Genomic DNA, 18,428 nt, shown 5'->3' with positions numbered 1-18,428 from the left:
TGCCCCCACCCGACCGCCCAGCCTTTACCCGACCGACCGGGCGATCGTCGCCTCGATCCCGTCCAGCAGCACGTCCAGGCCGACGGTGAAGTTCCACTCCGCCTCGCGCTCCAGGTAGGGCGTGCAGTCGTCCTCGGCCGGCGCCTCCATCCCACCCAACCACGTGGCCAGCGGGAACCGGGCGGCGAAGTCCGGCGCGACCTCCTCCAACACCGGCGACCGCGCGAACCACCACTCCTCGTCACCGACCCCGGTGTCCCGCGCGGCCCGCCGCACGTCGGCGATCACGTCCGCCGACCCCCGCACGAACTGCACCACCGCCCCCACCACGCCCCGCAGCACCTGCACGTCCAGGCCCGTCTCGCGCAGGATGCGCAGAAGCGTCTCCAACATGCGGAACTCGTTCGGACCGAGCGCCGGCCGCGCCTGCGACACCTGGAGGACCCACGGGTGCCACAGGTAGAACGCACGGGTGTCCCGAGCCCAGGTGGTGAGGGCCGGCCGCCAGCCGCCGTCGAGGGGGTAGTCGCCGGGCAGCTCGCCCAGGACCTTGTCGTACATGAGGTCGATCAACTCGGCCTTGTTGGGCACGTAGGTGTAGAGCGCCATCGCCGTGCGCCCGAGCCGCTCCCCCACCGCCCGCATCGACAACGCGGCCATGCCGTGCTCGTCGGCCACCCCGATCGCCGCGTCCACGATCGCATCCAGGCTCAACCCACCCTTGACCCCCGCCTTCGCCTCGTCGGCCGCCCCGCGCCACAACAACGACATCGACCGACGAGCATCCCCCTGCCCGGCGTACACGACCACGCGCATCTCCTCACGGCAATCGACCAACGCCCGCACTTTACGCCCTAAAGAACACCGAACCAACCACCGCCCCACTCGCCGCCACGCCCGTTTCTGTCGGTACCGCATGCGACAATGGATTCGGGGGCCGGAGGCCACGCCCGCAACCAAGCCGCAGGAGGAACCGCAGGTCAGCCGCAGGGGGTCGAGCCGAGGGCACAACCGGGCTGACGGCGGGCGCGGCACAGGCATGGCGATCGCCAGCCCGGGTGCGGCGGGTGCGGGGGCCACGGCGGGTGCGGGGGCGCGGTCAAGCGGCGCACTGACGGCACCGGCGCGTGACAGGGCGGGGCGAAAGGGAGAGGGCGCGGGCGCTTGCGGCTTCTTACGGCGTAAACTACGCTGGCTCGGCACTTTACGGCATAAACAAACCAGGGGGAAGCAAGGCATGGGAACCGCCGCCGACAGCCACGACGCCGACGACCAGGCCGGCAACCGGACCGACAACCGGGCCGCCGACAGCCACGACGTCATCCAGGTGCGAGGCGCCCGGGAGAACAACCTCAAGGACGTCAGCGTCGACATCCCCAAGCGCCGCCTCACCGTCTTCACCGGCGTCTCCGGCTCCGGCAAGTCCTCGCTCGTCTTCGGCACCATCGCCGCCGAGTCGCAGCGCCTGATCAACGAGACCTACACCGCGTTCATCCAGTCCTTCATGGCCCCCGTCGGCCGCCCCGACGTCGACGCCCTGCGCAACCTCAGCGCCGCCATCGTCGTCGACCAGGAGCGCATGGGCGCCAACTCCCGCTCCACCGTCGGCACGGCCACCGACGCCCACACCATGCTGCGCATCCTGTTCAGCCGCCTCGGCCAACCGCACGTCGGCACCTCCGGCGCGTTCAGCTTCAACCTCCCCGAGGGCATGTGCCCCGAGTGCGAAGGCCTCGGCCGCGTCTCCACCATCGACGTCGACCGGCTCGTCGACCGCACCAAGTCCCTCAACGAGGGCGCCATCACCATCCCCGGCTACTCCGCCGACGGCTGGCTCGTCCAGACCTACGCCCAGTCCGGCTTCTTCGACCCCGACGCCCCGCTCCACACCTACACCGACCAGCAGTGGCACGACCTCCTGCACAAGGAGAACACCAAGGTCAAGATCGGCAAGACCAACGTCACCTACGAAGGCCTCCTCCCCCGCGTCCAGCGGTCCTTCCTCACCAAGGACCGCGAGAACATGCAGCCCCACATCCGCGCCTTCGTCGACCGGGCCGTCACCTTCACCGACTGCCCCTCCTGCCACGGCGCCCGCCTCAACGCCGCCGCCCTCTCCTCCAAGATCAACGGCCTCAACATCGCCGACTGCGCCGCCCTCCAGATCAGCGACCTCGCCGACTGGGTCGCCAAGATCGACGACGAGTCCGTCCGCCCGATGGTCGCCACCCTGCGGGAAACCCTCGACTCCCTGGTCGAGATCGGCCTGGGCTACCTCAGCCTCGACCGCCAGTCCGCCACCCTCTCCGGCGGCGAGGCCCAGCGCGTCAAGATGGTCCGCCACCTCGGCTCCGCCCTCACCGACGTCACCTACGTCTTCGACGAACCCACCGTCGGCCTGCACCCCCACGACATCCAGCGCATGAACGACCTCCTCCTGCGCCTGAAGGACAAGGGCAACACCGTCCTGGTCGTCGAGCACAAACCCGAGACCATCGAGATCGCCGACCACGTCGTCGACCTCGGCCCCGGCGCGGGCGTCCACGGCGGCGAGATCACCTACACCGGCACCGTCGCCGGACTGCGCGCCTCCGGCACCCTCACCGGCCGCCACCTCGACCACCGCGCCCGCCTGCGACCCGACCCCCGCACCCCGCGCGGCCACGTGGCCATCACCGGCGCCACCCTGCACAACCTCAAGGACGTCAGCGTCGACATCCCCCTCGGCGTCCTCACCGTCGTCACCGGCGTCGCCGGCTCCGGCAAGTCCAGCCTCGTCCACGGCCACCTGGCCAACCGCGACGACGTCGTCACCGTCGACCAGTCACCCATCCGCGGCAGCCGCCGCAGCAACCCCGCCACCTACACCGGCCTGCTCGACCCCATCCGCACCGCCTTCGCCAAGGCCAACGGCGTCAAACCCGCCCTGTTCAGCGCCAACTCCGAAGGCGCCTGCCCGCAGTGCAAGGGCATCGGCCTCGTCTACACCGACCTGGCCATGATGGCCGGCGTCGCGTCGGTCTGCGAGGAGTGCGAGGGCAAGCGGTTCACCCCCGCGGTCCTGGAGCACAAGCTGCGCGGCAAGGACATCAGCGAAGTCCTCGCCATGTCCGTCACCGAGGCCCGCGCGTTCTTCACCGAGAAGGCCGTCGCCGCCATCCTCGGCCGCCTGGTCGACGTCGGCCTGGGCTACCTCTCCCTCGGCCAACCCCTCACCACCCTGTCCGGCGGCGAACGCCAACGCCTCAAGCTCGCCATCCACATGGCCGAGAAGGCCGCCACCTACGTCCTCGACGAACCCACCACCGGCCTGCACCTCGCCGACGTCGACCAGCTCCTGGGCCTGCTGGACCGGCTCGTCGACGACGGCGGCACCGTCATCGTCATCGAGCACCACCAGGCCGTCATGGCCCACGCCGACTGGATCGTCGACCTCGGCCCCGGCGCCGGCCACGACGGCGGCAAGATCGTGTTCACCGGCACCCCCGCCGACCTCGTCGCCCACGGCGACACCCTCACCGCCCACCACCTGCGCGCCTACGTCGGCCGCTGACCACCCTGGACCCCGCCATGCCACTGCTGCACGTCACCGCCGTCGCACCGGTGACCCCGCACGTCACCCGCGTGCGCTTCACCGGCGACGGCCTCGACGACTTCCCCACCTGGCCCGACCAGCAGCTCAAACTGCTGTTCCCCCGCGACGGCCACCCGGTCCCCGACCTGCCCGCCGACCGCGCCGACAAGTACGGCATGGGCTGGTACCAGGCCTACCAGGCGATCCCCGAACCCGAACGCCCCTGGCTGCGCAGCTACACCGTCCGCGCCCACCACCCCGACACCCACGAGATCGACGTCGACTTCGTGCTGCACGACCACGCCGGCCCCGCCACCCGGTGGGCGCTCGGGGCACGGGTCGGCGACACCCTCGGCCGCTACGGGCCGTCCAAGGTCTACCACCGGCCCCTGGGCAAGGCGGACTGGTACCTCTTCGCCGGCGACGAGGCCGCCACCCCCGCCATCGCCACCCTCCTGGCCTCCCTCCCCGCCGACACCCCGACCCTGACCTGGGTCGAAGCCCGCGACGCCACCGAGGAACAACCGCTGGGCGACGTCCACTGGGTCCACCGCGGCGACACCCCACCCGGCCACGGCACCGGCCTGCTCGACGCCGTCCGCGCGGCGGAGTTCCCCGAGGGCACCGGGTACGCGTGGCTGGGCGGCGAGGCGGGCACGGTCCGCGCGCTGCGCCGCCACCTCGTCGACGAGCGCGGGTTCGACAAGCGGGCGATCGACTTCACCGGCTACTGGCGGCTCGCCCTCACCCAGGACGACGCCCCCACCGAGGAAGACCTGGCCGAGGCACAGGAACGCGTCGCCTTCTGACCGGCCCGACCGGGTGTGGCCGGCTCGTTCCCGAACCGGCCACACCCGGCGTCACGCGGCCAGCTTCGGGAAGTCCTTGCGCTTGATCTTCGCCCGCCGCCCGTCCGGGTGGTGGAACACGATCCCCTCCGCCAGGTTCCCCGGCGAGTACCGGCTCTCCAAAGTGGACAGGAACTCCCGCAGTTCCTCGTACCCGCGCGGAACGTCCTCGTAGACCGGCGCGGTCGTGTTGAACGGCACGCACAGGTGGTCGTCCAGGCCCATCGGGTTGCCCTGGATGCGCGGACCCAGCGCCTCGCACGAGTGCTCGCCGTCCGGCCAGCCCGACACGTCGGTGCCGTGCGCCGCCGCCAGGATCCACTTGTCCTCGGCCGAGTCGGCGGAGGTGTCGACGTACCACCCGTCGACGATGCCCAGCGCCTTCTGCTCCTTGCCCGGGTTGCGCCGCTTCTCGACGCGCACCAGGTGACCGGACCGCACGGTGAGCCGCACGTTGGTCCCGTCGAGCTTCTCGGTGCCCACACCTTCACCCGCGAACACCCAAGCGCACTCGGGCTTCGGCCGGTCGGTGACCCGGAACCGGTCGTCGCGCTCGAACAGCGTCGGGATCTTCTCCACGACTGGTCCCCCTCTCGTTCGTCCACTCAGCAACAACTCGTGGCTGACGACCCCGGTGGACAGCCCGGCCGCCAAGCGCCGCACCAGGTCCGCCACCGGCACGTCCGCGTCGGCCGCGGCGTGCTTGAGCGCCCTCTTCTCCTCCGGCGAGATCCACGCGACGAGCCGGGACCACCCCTCGGGCGGTGTCCAACGCGCCAACCGGTCCGGGTCGTTGCGGGGCCTGCCCCGTCCCCTGCCGTCTGCCACGCCGGAACCGTAGCGATGTTGTGCAAGTTGGCACAACAGATATTCGAGGACTGATTTCAGTCAACACTGAAGTCATCAAGTATAGTGATCAAAGCATGGAATCAGCTGGAATAGTGATCGGAGCGCGCGTTCGGGAACCCGCAGGCGGTGCCACGGTCGGCCGATTGTCGCCCCGCCCCACCTGCTCTAACGTTGCCGATCACGTCCGCGCGAACGTGTAGAGAACTCCGCTCTCCGGCCGACCCACCGCCGCAACGGGTCGCCGGACCCTGCATGAGGGAGACCCTGCCATGCGCGGAAATCGAACACCCCTGCTCGCGTTATCCACGGCCGCGGTGACGGCCCTCGCGTTGGCCGGCACGGCCACGCCCGCCGCGGCCGAAGCCGAGGTCCTCGGCGCGGACAACCCGCGTGCGATCAAGGACAGCTACATCGTCGTCTTCAACGACCTGGCCGCCCAGAGCGTCGACGCGCTCACCACCGACCTGAGCGCCAAGTACTCCGCCAAGGTCGACCACACCTACCGGCACGCCCTGCGCGGCTTCGCCGGCACGCTCACCGAGCGCGCCGCCCGCCGCCTGGCCGCCGAACCGTCGGTGGCCTACGTACAGCAGAACGGGACCGTCGAGGCCCTCGACACCCAGCCCAACCCGCCGTCGTGGGGCCTGGACCGCATCGACCAGCAGAACCTGCCGCTGGACTCGTCCTACACCTACCCCACCACGGCGTCGAACGTCACCGCGTACATCATCGACACCGGCATCCGCACCACCCACCAGGACTTCGGCGGACGCGCGGTGTGGGGCACCAACACCGTCGACAGCAACAACACCGACTGCAACGGCCACGGCACGCACGTCGCTGGCACGGTCGGCGGCTCCGCCTACGGCGTGGCCAAGGGCGTCCGGCTGGTCGCGGTGAAGGTGCTGAACTGCCAGGGCTCGGGCTCGTTCGCCGGGGTCGCGGCGGGCATCGACTGGGTCACCGGCAACCACACCTCCGGCCCGGCCGTGGCCAACATGAGCCTCGGCGCGCAGGGCAGCGACGCCACCACCGAGAACGCGGTGCGCAACGCCATCGCCGACGGCGTCACCTTCGCGATCGCCTCGGGCAACTCCAACGCCGACGCGTGCAACTTCACCCCGGCGCGGGTCGCCGAGGCGGTCACCGTCAACGCGTCGACCAACACCGACGCGCGCGCCTCCTTCTCGAACTTCGGCACCTGCACCGACATCTTCGCGCCGGGCCAGAACATCACCTCGGCGTGGATGACCAACGACACCGCCACCAACACCATCTCCGGCACCTCGATGGCGGCCCCGCACGTGGCCGGCGGCGCGGCGCTGCTGCTGGGCGTGACGCCGACCCTGACCCCCGCCCAGGTGCAGAGCCAGCTCATCGCGAACTCCACCACCGGCAAGATCACCAGCCCAGGAACCGGCTCGCCCAACCGCCTGCTGTTCGTCAACACCGGCGGCTCGGTGCCCGGCAGCCCGACGGTCACCCCGCCCGGCAGCCAGACCGGCACCGTGGGCACGGCGACCAGCCTCCAGCTCAAGGCCACCGGCGGCACCCCCGGCTACTCCTGGACCGCCACCGGCCTGCCGCCCGGCCTGGCGCTGAACGCCTCGACCGGCCTGATCTCCGGCACGCCCACCACCGCCGGCTCCTACACGGTGACCGCGACCGTCACCGACTCGGCGGGCAAGACCGGCAGCACCACGTTCGGCTGGACCATCAGCCCGCCCGGCGGGACGTGCACCAGCCCGGGGCAGAAGCTGGTCAACCCCGGCTTCGAGTCCGGCACCACCGGCTGGACCAACGCCACCTGGACCATCGGTCCGTGGACCGGCACCGGCGCACCGCGCTCGGGCACCCAGTCGTCGTGGATCAGCGGCTACGGCTACACCCAGACCGAGACGCTCCAGCAGGTCGTCACCATCCCGGCCGGCTGCACGAACTCGACCCTGTCGCTGTACCTGAAGATCAGCACCACGGAGTACGAGCCCGCGGTGTTCGACTCCTTCACCATCAAGGCCAACGGCACCACCCTGGCCACCTACACCAACCTCAACCCGTCCGGGTACGCCCTGCGCTCGTTCAACCTGGGCGCGTACGCGGGCCAGTCGGTGACGCTGACGTTCACCGGCGCCGAGGACTGGTCGTACGAGACGTCCTTCGTCCTCGACGACCTGTCCGTGACCGCGGCCTGACGTGAACCCTGTGGGGGCGGTGTCTTCGGCGCCGCCTCCGGCGTCGCGGCTCGGCCGCGCGAAAGTCGGCCCATCGAGCCGCTTCCGCTCTGATCGAAAGACGTGATCGGAGCGGAAGCGGCTCGACAGGCCGACGCGGCCTCGCAGGTAACGTGTCGACATGGCAGGTCGGTCGTCCGGTCGAGGGGTGCTGGAGAAGGCGCTGGGCGTGCTCGACGCCTTCGAGGGCCGCCCGGACGGTCTGCGCCTGGCCGACCTGGCCCGGCACAGCGGTCTCCCGGTGACCACGGTCCGCCGGCTGGCCACCGACCTGGTCCAGCGGCAGGTGCTCGAACGGCTCCCCGACCGCCGGTACGTCGTCGGCCGCCGGCTGTGGCAGCTGGGTCTGCTCGCCCGCGTCCAGGGCGGGTTGCGGGACGTGGCGCTGCCCTTCCTCCAGGACCTGTACGAGGCCACGCGCGAGAACGTGCACCTGGCCGTCCGCGACGGCGAGCACGCGCTCTACCTGGAACGCCTGCACGGCCGGACCTCCGTGCCGCTGGTCAGCCGGGCGGGTGGACGGCTGCCGCTGCACGCCACGGGCGTCGGCAAGGTGCTGCTGGCCCACGCGCCCGAGGACGTCGTGGCGTCCGTGGTGGCGCACGCCGAGAAGGTCACCCCGTACACCATCACCGAGCCCGGCCGGTTGTTGCGCGACCTGGCCGAGGTGCGGCGGCGCGGGTACGCGCGGACCGTGCAGGAGATGACGCTGGGGACGTGCTCGGTCGCGGTGCCCGTGGTCGACGCCTCGGGTGCCGTGGTCGCGTCGATCGGCCTGGTCATGGCCACCCGCCGGGACCCGGTCCGGCACCTGGCGGCGTTGCGGGTCGCCGCGGCGGGGATCGCCCGACACCGCTATTGACCCCGAAACGGCCACTCAGTGGACGTTCCGGCTTCCGCGGGACCCGCTCGTCCGGCGAGGCTCGGGGGCATGCGCACCCAGGTCGCCATCGTCGGCGCCGGCCCCGCCGGCCTGCTGCTCTCCCACCTGCTCTCGCTGCGGGGCGTGGACTCCGTGGTCGTGGAGAACCGGTCCCGCGCCTACGTCGAGGCCCGCATCCGGGCCGGCGTGCTGGAGCAGGACACCGTGGACCTGCTCGTCGACTCGGGGCTGGGCGACCGGCTCAAGTCGGTGGGGCTGCGGCACGACGGCGTGCACCTCCAGTGGCCCGGCGAGCGCCACCGCATCGACTTCCAGGCGTTGACCGGCCGGTCGGTGTGGGTCTACGGGCAGACCGAGGTGGTCAAGGACCTGCTCGCCGTGCGCGGGGACGCCGTGCACTTCGAGGTCTCCCAGACCACCCTGCACGACGTCGACAGCAGCCGACCGTCGGTGTCCTTTGTGGACGCCGACGGCACGCGGCAGGTCGTCGAGGCCGACTTCGTGGTCGGCGCGGACGGCTTCCACGGCGTCAGCCGCCCGAACATCCCGAACCTGCGCACCTGGGAGCGCGACTACCCGTACGGGTGGCTGGGCATCCTGGCCGAGGTGCCGCCGTCCACCGACGAGCTGATCTACGCGTGGCACCGGCGCGGGTTCGCCATGCACAGCATGCGCTCCCCCACCCTGAGCCGCCTGTACCTCCAGGTCGACCGGGACGAGGACGTGGCGGACTGGTCGGACGACCGCGTGTGGACCGAGCTGAGCACCCGCATGGCGCTGGACGGCTGGACCCTGCACACCGGCCCGATCGTCGACAAGGGCATCACGCCGATGCGCTCGTTCGTCAGCGCCCCCATGCGCCACGGCCGGTTGTTCCTGGTCGGGGACGCGGCGCACATCGTGCCGCCGACCGGCGCGAAGGGCCTCAACCTGGCGGTGGCCGACGTGGCCCTGCTGTCCCGCGCGTTGACCGCGTTCTTCGCCGAGGGCCGGACGGACCTGCTGGACACCTACGGGGACCGGGCGCTGCGCCGGGTGTGGCGGTGCACGCACTTCTCGTGGTGGATGACGTCGATGCTGCACGTCACCGGGGACGACATGGACCGAGAACTCCAGCTGTCCCAACTGCGGTACGTGTGCTCCTCCCCCGCCGCCGCGACCAGCTTGGCCGAGAACTACGTGGGTCTGCCCCACGAGCTGTGAGCACAGCCGGGTCAGTCGGCGGCGCGACGCGGAGCCTCGAGGTCCGGGTCGTCCGCCGAACCCCCGCCCGCAGGGGACAAGCCGCGCACGGCCAGGAGCGGGAACACCAGGACGGTGACCATGCTCGCGCCGACCAGCGCCGCCGCCGTGCCGGCGGCCATCACCCCGGTCTGGGTGCCGATGGTGGTGAGCGCGACGACGATCGGCAGGGCGGTCGAGCCGAGCAGCGCCAGGCGGCGGGTGTCGCGGCGGTCGAGGTCGTCGCGGTGCAACAACAGGATCGGGAGGCCCCGCACCACGAAGAACAGTCCGACGAAGACCGGCACCAGCGCCAGCGCCATCGGGTCGGCGAGCAACGCGCGCAGGTCGAAGCGGATCCCGGTGACCACGAAGAAGAACGGGACGACCATGCCGAAGGCGATCGCCTCCAGCTTGCTCTGCACCACCTCCGCCTCGCGCGGGTCGTCGGTGTTCAGGGCCAGCCGGACGACGATGCCCGCGACGAACGCGCCGAGCAGCACGTCGAGGCCGAGTTCGTAGGCCACCCACAGCATCGCGACGATCACGAAGACGGCGAACCGGATCGCGAGTTGGACGCTGGTGCCCAGGGTGATGGTGACCAGCCGGCCGATCCACTCCGACCGGGGTCGCAACGCGAGCCACACCGCGATGACCGCGACCACCGCGAAGGCGCTCAACAGCAGCCCGCTGCGCTCGGGCGCCTGCCCGGACAGCAGCAGCGCGATCGCGATGATCGGCCCGAACTCGCCGAACCCGCCGACCGCGAGCACGCGCGGGCCGAGCCGGGTGCCGAGCAGACCGCGGTCGCGCACGATCGGCAGGATCGTGCCCAGCGCGGTCGTGGTCAGGGCGAGCCCGGTCACCAGGGATCCGAACGTGAACCCGTGCACCGCGAGGCCGAAGGCCAGACCGAGCGCGAGCGAGCACAGCCAGCCGATCCCGGCGAGCTTCAGCGGTCTGCCCTTGATGCGCGAGAACTCGATCTCGTAGCCCGCGAGGAACATCAGCATCGCCAGGCCGAGGTCGGCGACGAACGTGACCAGTCGGCCTTCCTGCGCCCACCCCAGGACCTGGGGCCCGATGAGGACGCCGAGGACGATCTCCAGCACCACCGACGGGATCGGCACGAACCTGGCCACCCGGTCGGCGACCAGCGGCGCCACCACCACGACCGCGAACACGATCACCAGCGTGTCCATCATCGTGTCGTCGCCGGTCATGTCACCGCCCGGGTCGGGTCCGCGTCCCGTTCAGCGTCGATCACCGGGCAGCACCGCGCCGGCGCAACCACTCGAAGGGGGACCGGCCCTCGACGATCAGCCCAGCACGAACGGGAGGTGGTCGGCCAGGCTGCCCAGGTCGGCGCGCTCCTGGTCGGTCGGGGTGCGGCGGCCGGTGGCGATCAGGAGTGCGTCGGTGTCGGAGAAGGTCGTCGGGAAGGCGGTGCCGGCGATGTGCTCGAGCATCTCGCGGGTGCGGGCCAGGCCCGCCGCCGGTGGGCCGTCGACGCCGGGCAGGTGGGCGACCAGGTCGAGGTGGTGCAGGGTCCATTCCAGGACGTAGGCGTCGAGGTAGTCGCCGGCGGTCAGGACCTGGTCCTGGGTGCTCACGCGCGCGGTGCGGTCGGCCAGGTCCGCCGCCCGGCCGGCGGCGGACCCGACGTCGTCGAGGTGGAACTTCAGCAGGGCCGGGTCCTGGTAGGCGGCGGCCAGGCGGACGACCAGGGCGTCCAGGGGGTCGTCGCCGGTGGGCGGGGTGTGGCTCACCCGCCAGTAGGTGACGGCGTCGCGGGTCGGTTCGGCGTCGGTCGGGGTCACCAGGGTGATGAGGACGTCCTGGGCGTCGATGACCAGGTGGCACACCAGGTCCCGGACCAGCCAGCCGCGGCAGCCCGACGGGCGGGCGAAGTCCTCGTCCGCGAGACCCGCCACCGCCTCGCGCAGCGCCGACCACGAGCGTGAGAAGAGATCCACACTCACAACGGTGTCACGGTGCCCTTCCCGCCGTCCACGCGGACGCGGTCGCCGGTCTTGATGCGGGTGGTCGCGTTGCCGCAGCCCACCACGGCCGGGATGCCCAGCTCCCGGGCCACGATCGCGGCGTGGGACAGGGGTGCGCCCACGTCGGTCACCACGGCCGCCGCCCTCGGGAACAGCGGGGTCCAGCCGATGTTGGTCACGGTGGTCACCAGGACCTCGCCCGGTTCCAGGGCCGCGCCCTCCTCCACCGAGCCGATCACCCGGGCCACGCCCTCGGCCACGCCCGCCGAGCCGGGGAGGCCGGTCACCGCGTCAGCCGGGGCGGTGCGGGGGCCGCCGGTCGCGTCGTGGAGGTCCTGGCGGCGGTCGGGGTCGGCCGCCCAGGATTCGGGGTCGAACGCGCCGCGGATCAGGGTCGGGTACGGCGGCAGGGCGCGGTAGCGGTCGTAGGCCGCGCGGCGGGCCGGGATCGTGGCCAGCGGGCGGGTGTCGCCGGCCAGCACGGACAGTATCTCCTGGTGGGACAGCATGAAGGTGTCCGCGCCGGTCAGCTCGCCCGCCCGGACGACGAACGCCCGCAGCACCGTGAACCCGCGCACCATCTCCGACCGTGCCCGTTCCCGGCCGCGGGTGGACTCGGCCAGGGCGTCCAGCTTGCTGCGGATGCGGCGGGCCTGGCGCGGGTGGGCGGTGGTCAGGCGTCGCCAGGCCGCGTCGCGGGCCTCGGCCTGCTTGTGCAGCAGCTCTTCGGGGTCCGGGCCGGCCAGGGCCAGTTGGCGGTCCAGCCACGCCGGGTCCTCCGCGGGCCGGGGCACGGACACCTCGTACTCGTCGGCGCAGCGGTGTCCCCACAGCCGGGTGTAGGTCTCCCGGTCGATCTCGCCGCGCCGCAGCCGGGCCAGGCCCAGCAGCGGGCCGAGGCTGGCCAGGTCGCCCGCCCCGCCGTGGGCGCCGGTCATCAGGGCTGTGGTGTCGGCCTCGCCGACCAGCGCGTACAGCTGCCGGCGAAGCTTGGCGTCGTCCATGAACACCGAGCCCGCGCCGGTGTCGAAGATGCGGATGTCGTCGCGCAGGAAGGGGTCCACTTCGGACGTCCACAGTGCACTGAGTTCGGCGGGCGAGGATGTCCGGTTGATCCGTTCACGCAGCTCTTCGGCCCGCGCGGGCGCGTGTGGGAGCAGTTCCCCGATGCGCCGCCGGTACTCACGATTCTGCCGCAGGAACGGCACGAGTGCGCCGAGCGCGGCGCGCACCGTGGCCCAGCGGGAGAGCGGCAGACCTGGAACCTGCACGTGCTCGGGGATGCGGCCGAAGGTGTGCTCGGACAGCCGACGCACCAGCCCGGTCAGCCCCAGCGCCGACGCCGCGCCGAAGACCGCGCTGAGGTTGAGGTAGAACCGGCCGCCGATGTTGCCGGTGGTCGGCACGCCGCCGATCGCCGGCCGGGCCAGGACCTGCGCGAACGACCAGGTGGCCGGGGTCATCACGCTCGGCACGGCCTCGCCGAGGTTCGCGCACGTCCACAGGAAGTCGCCGCTCAGGCTGTCGTTCCACACCTCGACCAGCGCGGTGATCGGCCGTGCCTGGAGGATCGCGATCCGGCCGCCGTGCACGGCCCACTCCACGTCCACCGGCACCCCGTACAGCTCCTGGATGCGCGCACCCAACGCGGCCAACTCCAGCGCCTGCGCGTGGCTGAGCACCGTACCGGTGGCCGACTTCACCGCTCCCCCGACCACCACGTACTCGTCCGGCGTGACCTCGCCGCCGACCAGCGCCTCCCCCAGGCCCGGCGCGGCGTTGACCACGGTCTCGCCCCGCGCCCCGGTGACCGGGTTGGCGGTGAACAGCACGCCGGCGGCGTCGGCGGGCACCATCTCCTGCACCACCACGCCCATAGCCGCGTCGGTGACACCGTTGCGCGCCCGGTACTCCACGGCCCGCTCACTGAACAGCGACGCCCAACACCGCCGAACCGCGTCCAACACGTCCTCGCCACGCACGTCGAGCACCGTGTCGTGCTGACCCGCGAACGACAGATCCGGCAGGTCCTCGGCGGTGGCCGACGACCGCACCGCCACCGGCCCGTCCGGCAACGCGGCCCGGATCTGCTCGGCGACCTCGGCCGGCACCTCCCCCGCCGGACCGGCCAGCCGGAACGCGTCCGTCGTGACGTGGAAGCCGGGCGGCACCGGCAGTCCCGCTCGGACCAGGCGGGCCAGCGAGGCCCCCTTCCCGCCGACGGTGGCCAGGTCCGCACCCGGGTCGTCGAGCGGCAGCACGAATCTCCCCATGCGACCGATGGTGGCACGGTCCTGTGTCGGAGCAGCAGGTCGGTCAGCGCAGGAGCAGGCGCAGGACCGCCTCCGCGTGGGCCGCCTCGGGTTCGCGGCCGGTGATCAGGTTGAGGTAGGCGTAGGACTCGATGATCCGGACGATGATGTACGCGACTTCGTCCAGGTCGGCGGGCAGCGCCAGCAGGCCGGCCGTCGTCTCCTCCTCCAACACCCGCCGGAACCAGCGGATCAGGCGCGGTTGGAACGCCCGGTCGTGGCGGGTCAGCAGGCGCATCGCCAGTTCGCCCTCGTGCGCGAGCCAGTACGCCATGCCGGGGTTGCCGATCACCACCTCCAGGAACCCGACCGCCAGCCGCACCACGCGTTCCGCGCCGTGGTGGCGGGGCGGGGCGTCCAGCTCGGTCAGGTTGAACTCCGCGAGCGACCACGTGACCTCGACCAGCAGCCGTTCGCGCGAGCCGACCCAGCGGTAGAGGGTGACGCGGCTGATGTCGAGCCGTTCGGCCAGCAGCCCCATGTCGACGCGCTGGCGCTTGAGGAACGTCCGCTTGGCCTCGCGCAGGGCGTCGGCCGAGGTGGGTCTCAGGACGGTCATGGCCGCACGCGGGTCCGTGCGGCGTCCACGACCAGCGTCGACGCGAGCGCCACGGCCACCACGCCCGCCGCCACCAGCAGCGCGGGCACCAGTCCGCCGCCGGTGTGGGCCAGCCCGATCAGGGTGACGCCGAACGCGCCCGCCAGCTCCCGGCTCGACGTGATCGACGCCGACGCCACGCCCGCGAGCCGCTCGTCGACCGCCTCCAGCGCGGCCGTGGTGAGCGGTGTGGTCAGGGCGGACCCGAACCCGACGACCACAAGGCACGCCACCAGCAGCGGCGGGTCGGCGGGCACCATCACCACCAGGCCGGCGGCCACAGCGGCGAGGCCGGTCGCGGCCGTGCGCCACGGCCCCACCCGGGCGACCAGGAGCGGCGCGACCGGCGCGCCGGCGATCACGGCGAGGGCGGCGGGCACGAAGAGCAGGCCGGTGTCCAGCGGGGTGAGGTCGGGCTGGAGGTGCAGGGGCAGCACGAACAGCACACCGCTGACCGCCAGTCCCCACAACGCCTGCGCGGCCGTGCCACCGAGAAAAGCCTTGCCTGCCAAGACCTTGGGGAACAGCGGGTGGGCCGCGGTGCGTTCGGCGTTGACGACCAACAGGCAGGCCGCGCCGGACAGGGCGATCATCGCCGGCAGCGGTCCGGTGCCCAGGACGGTCGCGGTCACCACGAACACGGCGACAGTCAGCGCGAGCGTGGACCGCACGGGCAGCGGGGTCGGGCGTGGCTTCTCCGGTGCGAGGCACACCCACGCGATCACGGCGGCGGCGACACAACCGGGCACGTTGCCCAGGAAGATCCACCGCCAGTGCGCGGCCTCGCTGAGCAGACCGCCCAACGCCGGTCCGACCGCCAGGGCGACGGCCAGCGCCGCCGTCCACGCCACGATCCCGACCCGGCGGTGGGCGGCGTCGAGGTGGGTGCGCAGCACGGCAAGGCCGGTGGGCACCACCGCTGCCGCCGCCGCGCCCTGCGCCGCCCGCCACAGCGCCAGCGACACCCCGGACCCGGCCGTGCCGCACCCCAGGGACGCGATCGCGAAGCCCACCAGGCCGGCGAACAGGACCCGCCGCACCCCGTACCGGTCCCCCACCGCGCCCGCCGCGACCATCAGGCTCGCGAAGACCAGCATGTAGGCGACCACGACCCACTGGAGGCCGGTGGTGCCCAGGCCCAGGTCCCGGCCGATGGTCGGCAGCGCCACCATCAGGATGCTGTTGTCCAGCGCCGTGACGAAGCCCGCGAAGCAGGCGACGAGCACGACCGGCAGCGGCCGGGTCATCCGAGCGCGGCCGTCAGCATGGGCCAGGACGCCCGCAGCTCCCGCTGCCAGTACTTCCACGAGTGCGTGCCGCCGCCGTAGGCGTTGACGGTGATCGGGATGCCCAACGCCTTGACGCGGTTGACGAAGTCCGGCGCGGTCGTGCCGACGATGGTCTCCCACGGGTCGAACGCCCAGCCGGTGTCCAGCGCGCCCGGGAAACCGTTGCCGTAGCTCATGTACAGGGCGGTGCCCCGGAGTGCGGGGGCGAGTTCGCGCGGGTTGTTGGCGGCCCAGACCTGCGGGGTGAGCGATTCGCGGCCCCACGGCCCGTACGGGTCGAGGCCTTCGCGCAGGACGGTGGTGTAGACGAACTGCGGCACGCCGAGGAACTGGGTGGACAGCAGCCCGCTGTAGGAGGCGGCGGCCCGGAACATGCCCGGGTGCTTGGCGGCGTAGCCGAACGCACCCGTGCCGCCCGCGCTCAGGCCGGCGACGGCGCGCTGGGTGTTCCCGCGGAAGTTGCGCTCGACGAGCTGGAGCAGCTCGGTGGTGTGGAAGGTCTCCCACCTGGGCGTGCCGCCGCGCCCGTTGTTGTACCAGTCGGTGTACCAGCCGGAACGGCCGCCGTCGGGCATCACGACCAGCACGTCGCTGTCGGCGGCGAGCTGCTCGACGTCGGTCTCGCGGGACCAGGACGTGTAGTCGTCGCCCACGCCCTGGAGCAAGTAGACGACCGGCCAACTACGAGCGGCGGTGCTCGACCAGCCGCGCGGCACCAGGACGCGGGCCTTGACGGTGGCGCCGATGGCGGGCGAGTCGATGGTGATGTCGGCGGTGCGGTCGTCCAGCCAGGTCTGGTCGACGATCCGCGCGCCGTCGTCGGCGGTGGTGCTCGCCCCGTGGGCGGGGACGGCGACGAGGAAGGCGGCGGACAGCGCGAGGACGAGGACTCGGTGCATGGGTTCTCCTACGACACGGGGAGCTCTGCGGCGAGGTAGCGGTCCCGGCACGCGGCGCGGGACAGTTTCCCGCTGGAGGTGCGGGGCACCGAGCCCGGTTCGACCACCAGCACGTCGTGCACGCGGACGTCGTGGTGGGCGGACACGGCGGCGCGGACGTGGCGGCGGACCTGCCTCGGATCGACCTGCGGGACTTGCGGGGCGCGTTCGGCGACCACGACCAGCGCCTCACCGGTCTCGCCGGGGACGCTGAAGGCGGCCACGTGCCCGCGCCGGATGGCCGGGTCGGCGCGTTCGGCCACCGCTTCGACGTCCTGCGGGTAGTGGTTGCGGCCGTCGATGACGATCAGGTCCTTGATCCGGCCCACCACGTAGAGCTCACCGTCGTGCCGGACGCCGAGGTCGCCGGTGCGCAGCCACGGGCGCGGGTCGCCGGGCAGGGTCGCCCCGAACACGCCGGGCTTGTCCACCCAGTAGCCGGGGGCGACGTTCTCGCCGTGCACCCAGATCTCGCCGACCCGGCCGTCCGGGCACTCGACGTCGTCGGCGACCACCTTGACGTCCTGCTCGACCGCCCGGCCGCAGCCGACCAGGGTGGTGGCGCGGTCGGGGTCGTCCTGGACCTCCGCACGGCCCTCGGCCAAGGCCTTGCGGTCGAACGGGGTGGTGGTCGGCGGGCCGGTGGCGGCGGTGACGAACACGGTCGCCTCGGCCAGGCCGTAGCTGGGTCGCTGGGCGTCCTCGCGGAGCCCGCAGGGGCCGAACGCGGCCTGGAAGCGGGCGATCGTGGCGGCGTGGACGGGTTCGCTGCCGTTGATCAGGGCGGCCACGCCGGTCAGGTCCAGGCGGGCCCGGTCGTCGTCGGTGGTGCGGCGGACGCACAGGTCGTAGGCGAAGTTCGGGGCGGCGCTGATCGCGTTGGGCTTGCCGTGCAGGGCTTCCAGCCAGCGGGCCGGGCGGTAGAGGAAGTCGAGCGGGTCCAGCAGGGTGGCCTCGACGCCGGTGAGCAGGGCGACGCCGAGGCCGAGCACCAGGCCCATGTCGTGGAACAGCGGCAGCCAGCTCACCGGGGCGGCGGGCGCGTCGCGCAGGCCGTAGGCGGTGAGGGCTTGGCGGACGTTGACCTGGAAGTTCCGGTCGGTGACCACCACGCCGGCCGGGGTGCGGGTGGAGCCGGAGGTGTACTGGAGGTAGGCGGGGCCGTGGCCGGGGGTGGGCGGTTCGTCGCCGGGTTCGACGTGCTGGACGACGATCGTGTGCAGGCCGCGCAGGTCGGTGTCCTGGTGGACCAGCGCGGCCGTGGGGGCGCAGTCGCGGACGATGCCGTCGAGCCGGTCGCGGTGACCCGCGCTGGCCAGGGGGAACAGCGGGACGGCCAGGACGTCGGCGTACAGGCAGGCCACGAACGCGACCGCGTAGTCGATGCCTTGGGGCAGCAGGATCAGCACCCGGTCCTTCGGGGCGCACCGGCGGCGCAGGCATGCGGCCAGGCCACGGGCACGGCGGTCCAGTTCGGACCACGTGATGCGAACCGGCCGCCCGGCATCGGCTGCCGCTTCGGTGGGGTCGTGGTCGAGGTAGGTGAAGGCCGTGTCGTCGGGGCGCTGCCCGGCCCAGTGCCGCACGGCGTCGGCGACCGGGCCGGCGGTGGTGGTGTGGCCCGGCGCGGTGACCGTCATGCTCCAACCCTTTCCGCAGGGGACGACAATTTTCGGAATCAC

14 protein-coding genes are annotated in these 18,428 nt (G+C 72.4%); 5 read left to right on the top strand and 9 right to left on the bottom strand.

The features are described 5' to 3' along the window. Positions 1 to 24 precede the first annotated feature (24 nt). Positions 25 to 810: a TetR/AcrR family transcriptional regulator gene (locus WBN91_RS22835; RefSeq protein ID WP_337726129.1), complete on the bottom strand. Its 786-nt coding sequence runs from the start codon at positions 808 to 810 to the stop codon at positions 25 to 27. A gap of 427 nt (positions 811 to 1,237) precedes the next feature. On the opposite strand from WBN91_RS22835, the gene WBN91_RS22830 reads away from it, so the two are divergent. Together WBN91_RS22830 and WBN91_RS22825 are read left to right on the top strand one after the other, a co-directional pair. Then, on the top strand, positions 1,238 to 3,553 hold the full coding sequence (locus tag WBN91_RS22830) for an excinuclease ABC subunit UvrA (RefSeq protein ID WP_337726105.1): 2,316 nt from the start codon (positions 1,238 to 1,240) through the stop codon (positions 3,551 to 3,553). 17 nt (positions 3,554 to 3,570) lie between these two features. Further along, positions 3,571 to 4,383: a siderophore-interacting protein gene (locus WBN91_RS22825; protein ID WP_337726106.1), complete on the top strand. Its 813-nt coding sequence runs from the start codon at positions 3,571 to 3,573 to the stop codon at positions 4,381 to 4,383. Positions 4,384 to 4,434: 51 nt separating this feature from the next. Here the strand turns inward: WBN91_RS22825 and WBN91_RS22820 are convergent, their stop codons facing one another. After that, positions 4,435 to 5,250: a hypothetical protein gene (locus WBN91_RS22820; RefSeq protein ID WP_337726107.1), complete on the bottom strand. Its 816-nt coding sequence runs from the start codon at positions 5,248 to 5,250 to the stop codon at positions 4,435 to 4,437. A 290-nt stretch (positions 5,251 to 5,540) separates the two neighbouring features. Here WBN91_RS22820 and WBN91_RS22815 point away from each other — a divergent pair, with 290 nt between their 5' ends. From WBN91_RS22815 to WBN91_RS22805, 3 genes are all read left to right on the top strand, one after another. Continuing rightward, positions 5,541 to 7,463, top strand: a complete 1,923-nt coding sequence (locus tag WBN91_RS22815; protein ID WP_337726108.1) for a S8 family peptidase — start codon at positions 5,541 to 5,543, stop codon at positions 7,461 to 7,463. Between the two features lie 160 nt (positions 7,464 to 7,623). Next, the gene (locus WBN91_RS22810) at positions 7,624 to 8,364 is read left to right on the top strand and encodes an IclR family transcriptional regulator (RefSeq protein WP_337726109.1); all 741 of its coding nucleotides are present in this window, start codon (positions 7,624 to 7,626) and stop codon (positions 8,362 to 8,364) included. A gap of 69 nt (positions 8,365 to 8,433) precedes the next feature. Then, the gene (locus tag WBN91_RS22805) at positions 8,434 to 9,588 is read left to right on the top strand and encodes a 4-hydroxybenzoate 3-monooxygenase (protein ID WP_337726110.1); all 1,155 of its coding nucleotides are present in this window, start codon (positions 8,434 to 8,436) and stop codon (positions 9,586 to 9,588) included. 11 nt (positions 9,589 to 9,599) lie between these two features. Here the strand turns inward: WBN91_RS22805 and WBN91_RS22800 are convergent, their stop codons facing one another. From WBN91_RS22800 to WBN91_RS22770, 7 genes are all read right to left on the bottom strand, one after another. Then, positions 9,600 to 10,829 carry a cation:proton antiporter gene (locus WBN91_RS22800; protein WP_337726111.1) on the bottom strand — a complete coding sequence of 410 codons (1,230 nt, stop codon included), beginning with the start codon at positions 10,827 to 10,829 and terminating at the stop codon, positions 9,600 to 9,602. A gap of 96 nt (positions 10,830 to 10,925) precedes the next feature. Next, a complete protein-coding gene (locus tag WBN91_RS22795) occupies positions 10,926 to 11,582 on the bottom strand; it encodes a maleylpyruvate isomerase N-terminal domain-containing protein (RefSeq protein ID WP_337726112.1) in 657 nt (218 codons plus the stop codon). A gap of 2 nt (positions 11,583 to 11,584) precedes the next feature. Further along, on the bottom strand, positions 11,585 to 13,882 hold the full coding sequence (locus WBN91_RS22790) for a PEP/pyruvate-binding domain-containing protein (RefSeq protein ID WP_337726113.1): 2,298 nt from the start codon (positions 13,880 to 13,882) through the stop codon (positions 11,585 to 11,587). Positions 13,883 to 13,925: 43 nt separating this feature from the next. After that, positions 13,926 to 14,480, bottom strand: a complete 555-nt coding sequence (locus tag WBN91_RS22785) for a QsdR family transcriptional regulator (RefSeq protein WP_337726114.1) — start codon at positions 14,478 to 14,480, stop codon at positions 13,926 to 13,928. Further along, positions 14,477 to 15,766, bottom strand: a complete 1,290-nt coding sequence (locus WBN91_RS22780) for an MFS transporter (protein WP_337726115.1) — start codon at positions 15,764 to 15,766, stop codon at positions 14,477 to 14,479. Before WBN91_RS22780 ends, WBN91_RS22785 begins: the two co-directional genes overlap by 4 nt. Next, positions 15,763 to 16,707, bottom strand: coding sequence for an alpha/beta hydrolase (locus WBN91_RS22775; protein WP_337726116.1), 945 nt, complete (start codon positions 16,705 to 16,707; stop codon positions 15,763 to 15,765). The genes WBN91_RS22780 and WBN91_RS22775 overlap by 4 nt, the downstream gene beginning before the upstream one ends. An 8-nt stretch (positions 16,708 to 16,715) precedes the next feature. Then, positions 16,716 to 18,386, bottom strand: a complete 1,671-nt coding sequence (locus WBN91_RS22770) for a fatty acyl-AMP ligase (RefSeq protein ID WP_337726117.1) — start codon at positions 18,384 to 18,386, stop codon at positions 16,716 to 16,718. Positions 18,387 to 18,428 lie beyond the last annotated feature (42 nt).

Origin of the sequence: Saccharothrix sp. CCNWYY140 (assembly GCF_037401995.1) — a bacterium.
Classification (GTDB): Bacteria; Actinomycetota; Actinomycetes; order Mycobacteriales; family Pseudonocardiaceae; genus Actinosynnema.
The sequence above is the reverse complement of the archived record's forward strand: the minus strand, read 5'-3'. Positions and strand labels throughout refer to the sequence as shown.

Excerpts from the sequence above, each read along its gene's own strand:
- WBN91_RS22775 (WP_337726116.1), bottom strand. The coding sequence starts at position 16,707 with ATGCACCGAGTCCTCGTCCTCGCGCTGTCCGCCGCCTTCCTCGTCGCC.
- WBN91_RS22810 (WP_337726109.1), top strand. The coding sequence starts at position 7,624 with ATGGCAGGTCGGTCGTCCGGTCGAGGGGTGCTGGAGAAGGCGCTGGGC.
- WBN91_RS22780 (WP_337726115.1), bottom strand. The coding sequence starts at position 15,766 with ATGACCCGGCCGCTGCCGGTCGTGCTCGTCGCCTGCTTCGCGGGCTTC.
- WBN91_RS22800 (WP_337726111.1), bottom strand. The coding sequence starts at position 10,829 with ATGACCGGCGACGACACGATGATGGACACGCTGGTGATCGTGTTCGCG.
- WBN91_RS22785 (WP_337726114.1), bottom strand. The coding sequence starts at position 14,480 with ATGACCGTCCTGAGACCCACCTCGGCCGACGCCCTGCGCGAGGCCAAG.
- WBN91_RS22825 (WP_337726106.1), top strand. The coding sequence starts at position 3,571 with ATGCCACTGCTGCACGTCACCGCCGTCGCACCGGTGACCCCGCACGTC.
- WBN91_RS22830 (WP_337726105.1), top strand. The coding sequence starts at position 1,238 with ATGGGAACCGCCGCCGACAGCCACGACGCCGACGACCAGGCCGGCAAC.
- WBN91_RS22815 (WP_337726108.1), top strand. The coding sequence starts at position 5,541 with ATGCGCGGAAATCGAACACCCCTGCTCGCGTTATCCACGGCCGCGGTG.
- WBN91_RS22790 (WP_337726113.1), bottom strand. The coding sequence starts at position 13,882 with ATGGGGAGATTCGTGCTGCCGCTCGACGACCCGGGTGCGGACCTGGCC.
- WBN91_RS22805 (WP_337726110.1), top strand. The coding sequence starts at position 8,434 with ATGCGCACCCAGGTCGCCATCGTCGGCGCCGGCCCCGCCGGCCTGCTG.
- WBN91_RS22770 (WP_337726117.1), bottom strand. The coding sequence starts at position 18,386 with ATGACGGTCACCGCGCCGGGCCACACCACCACCGCCGGCCCGGTCGCC.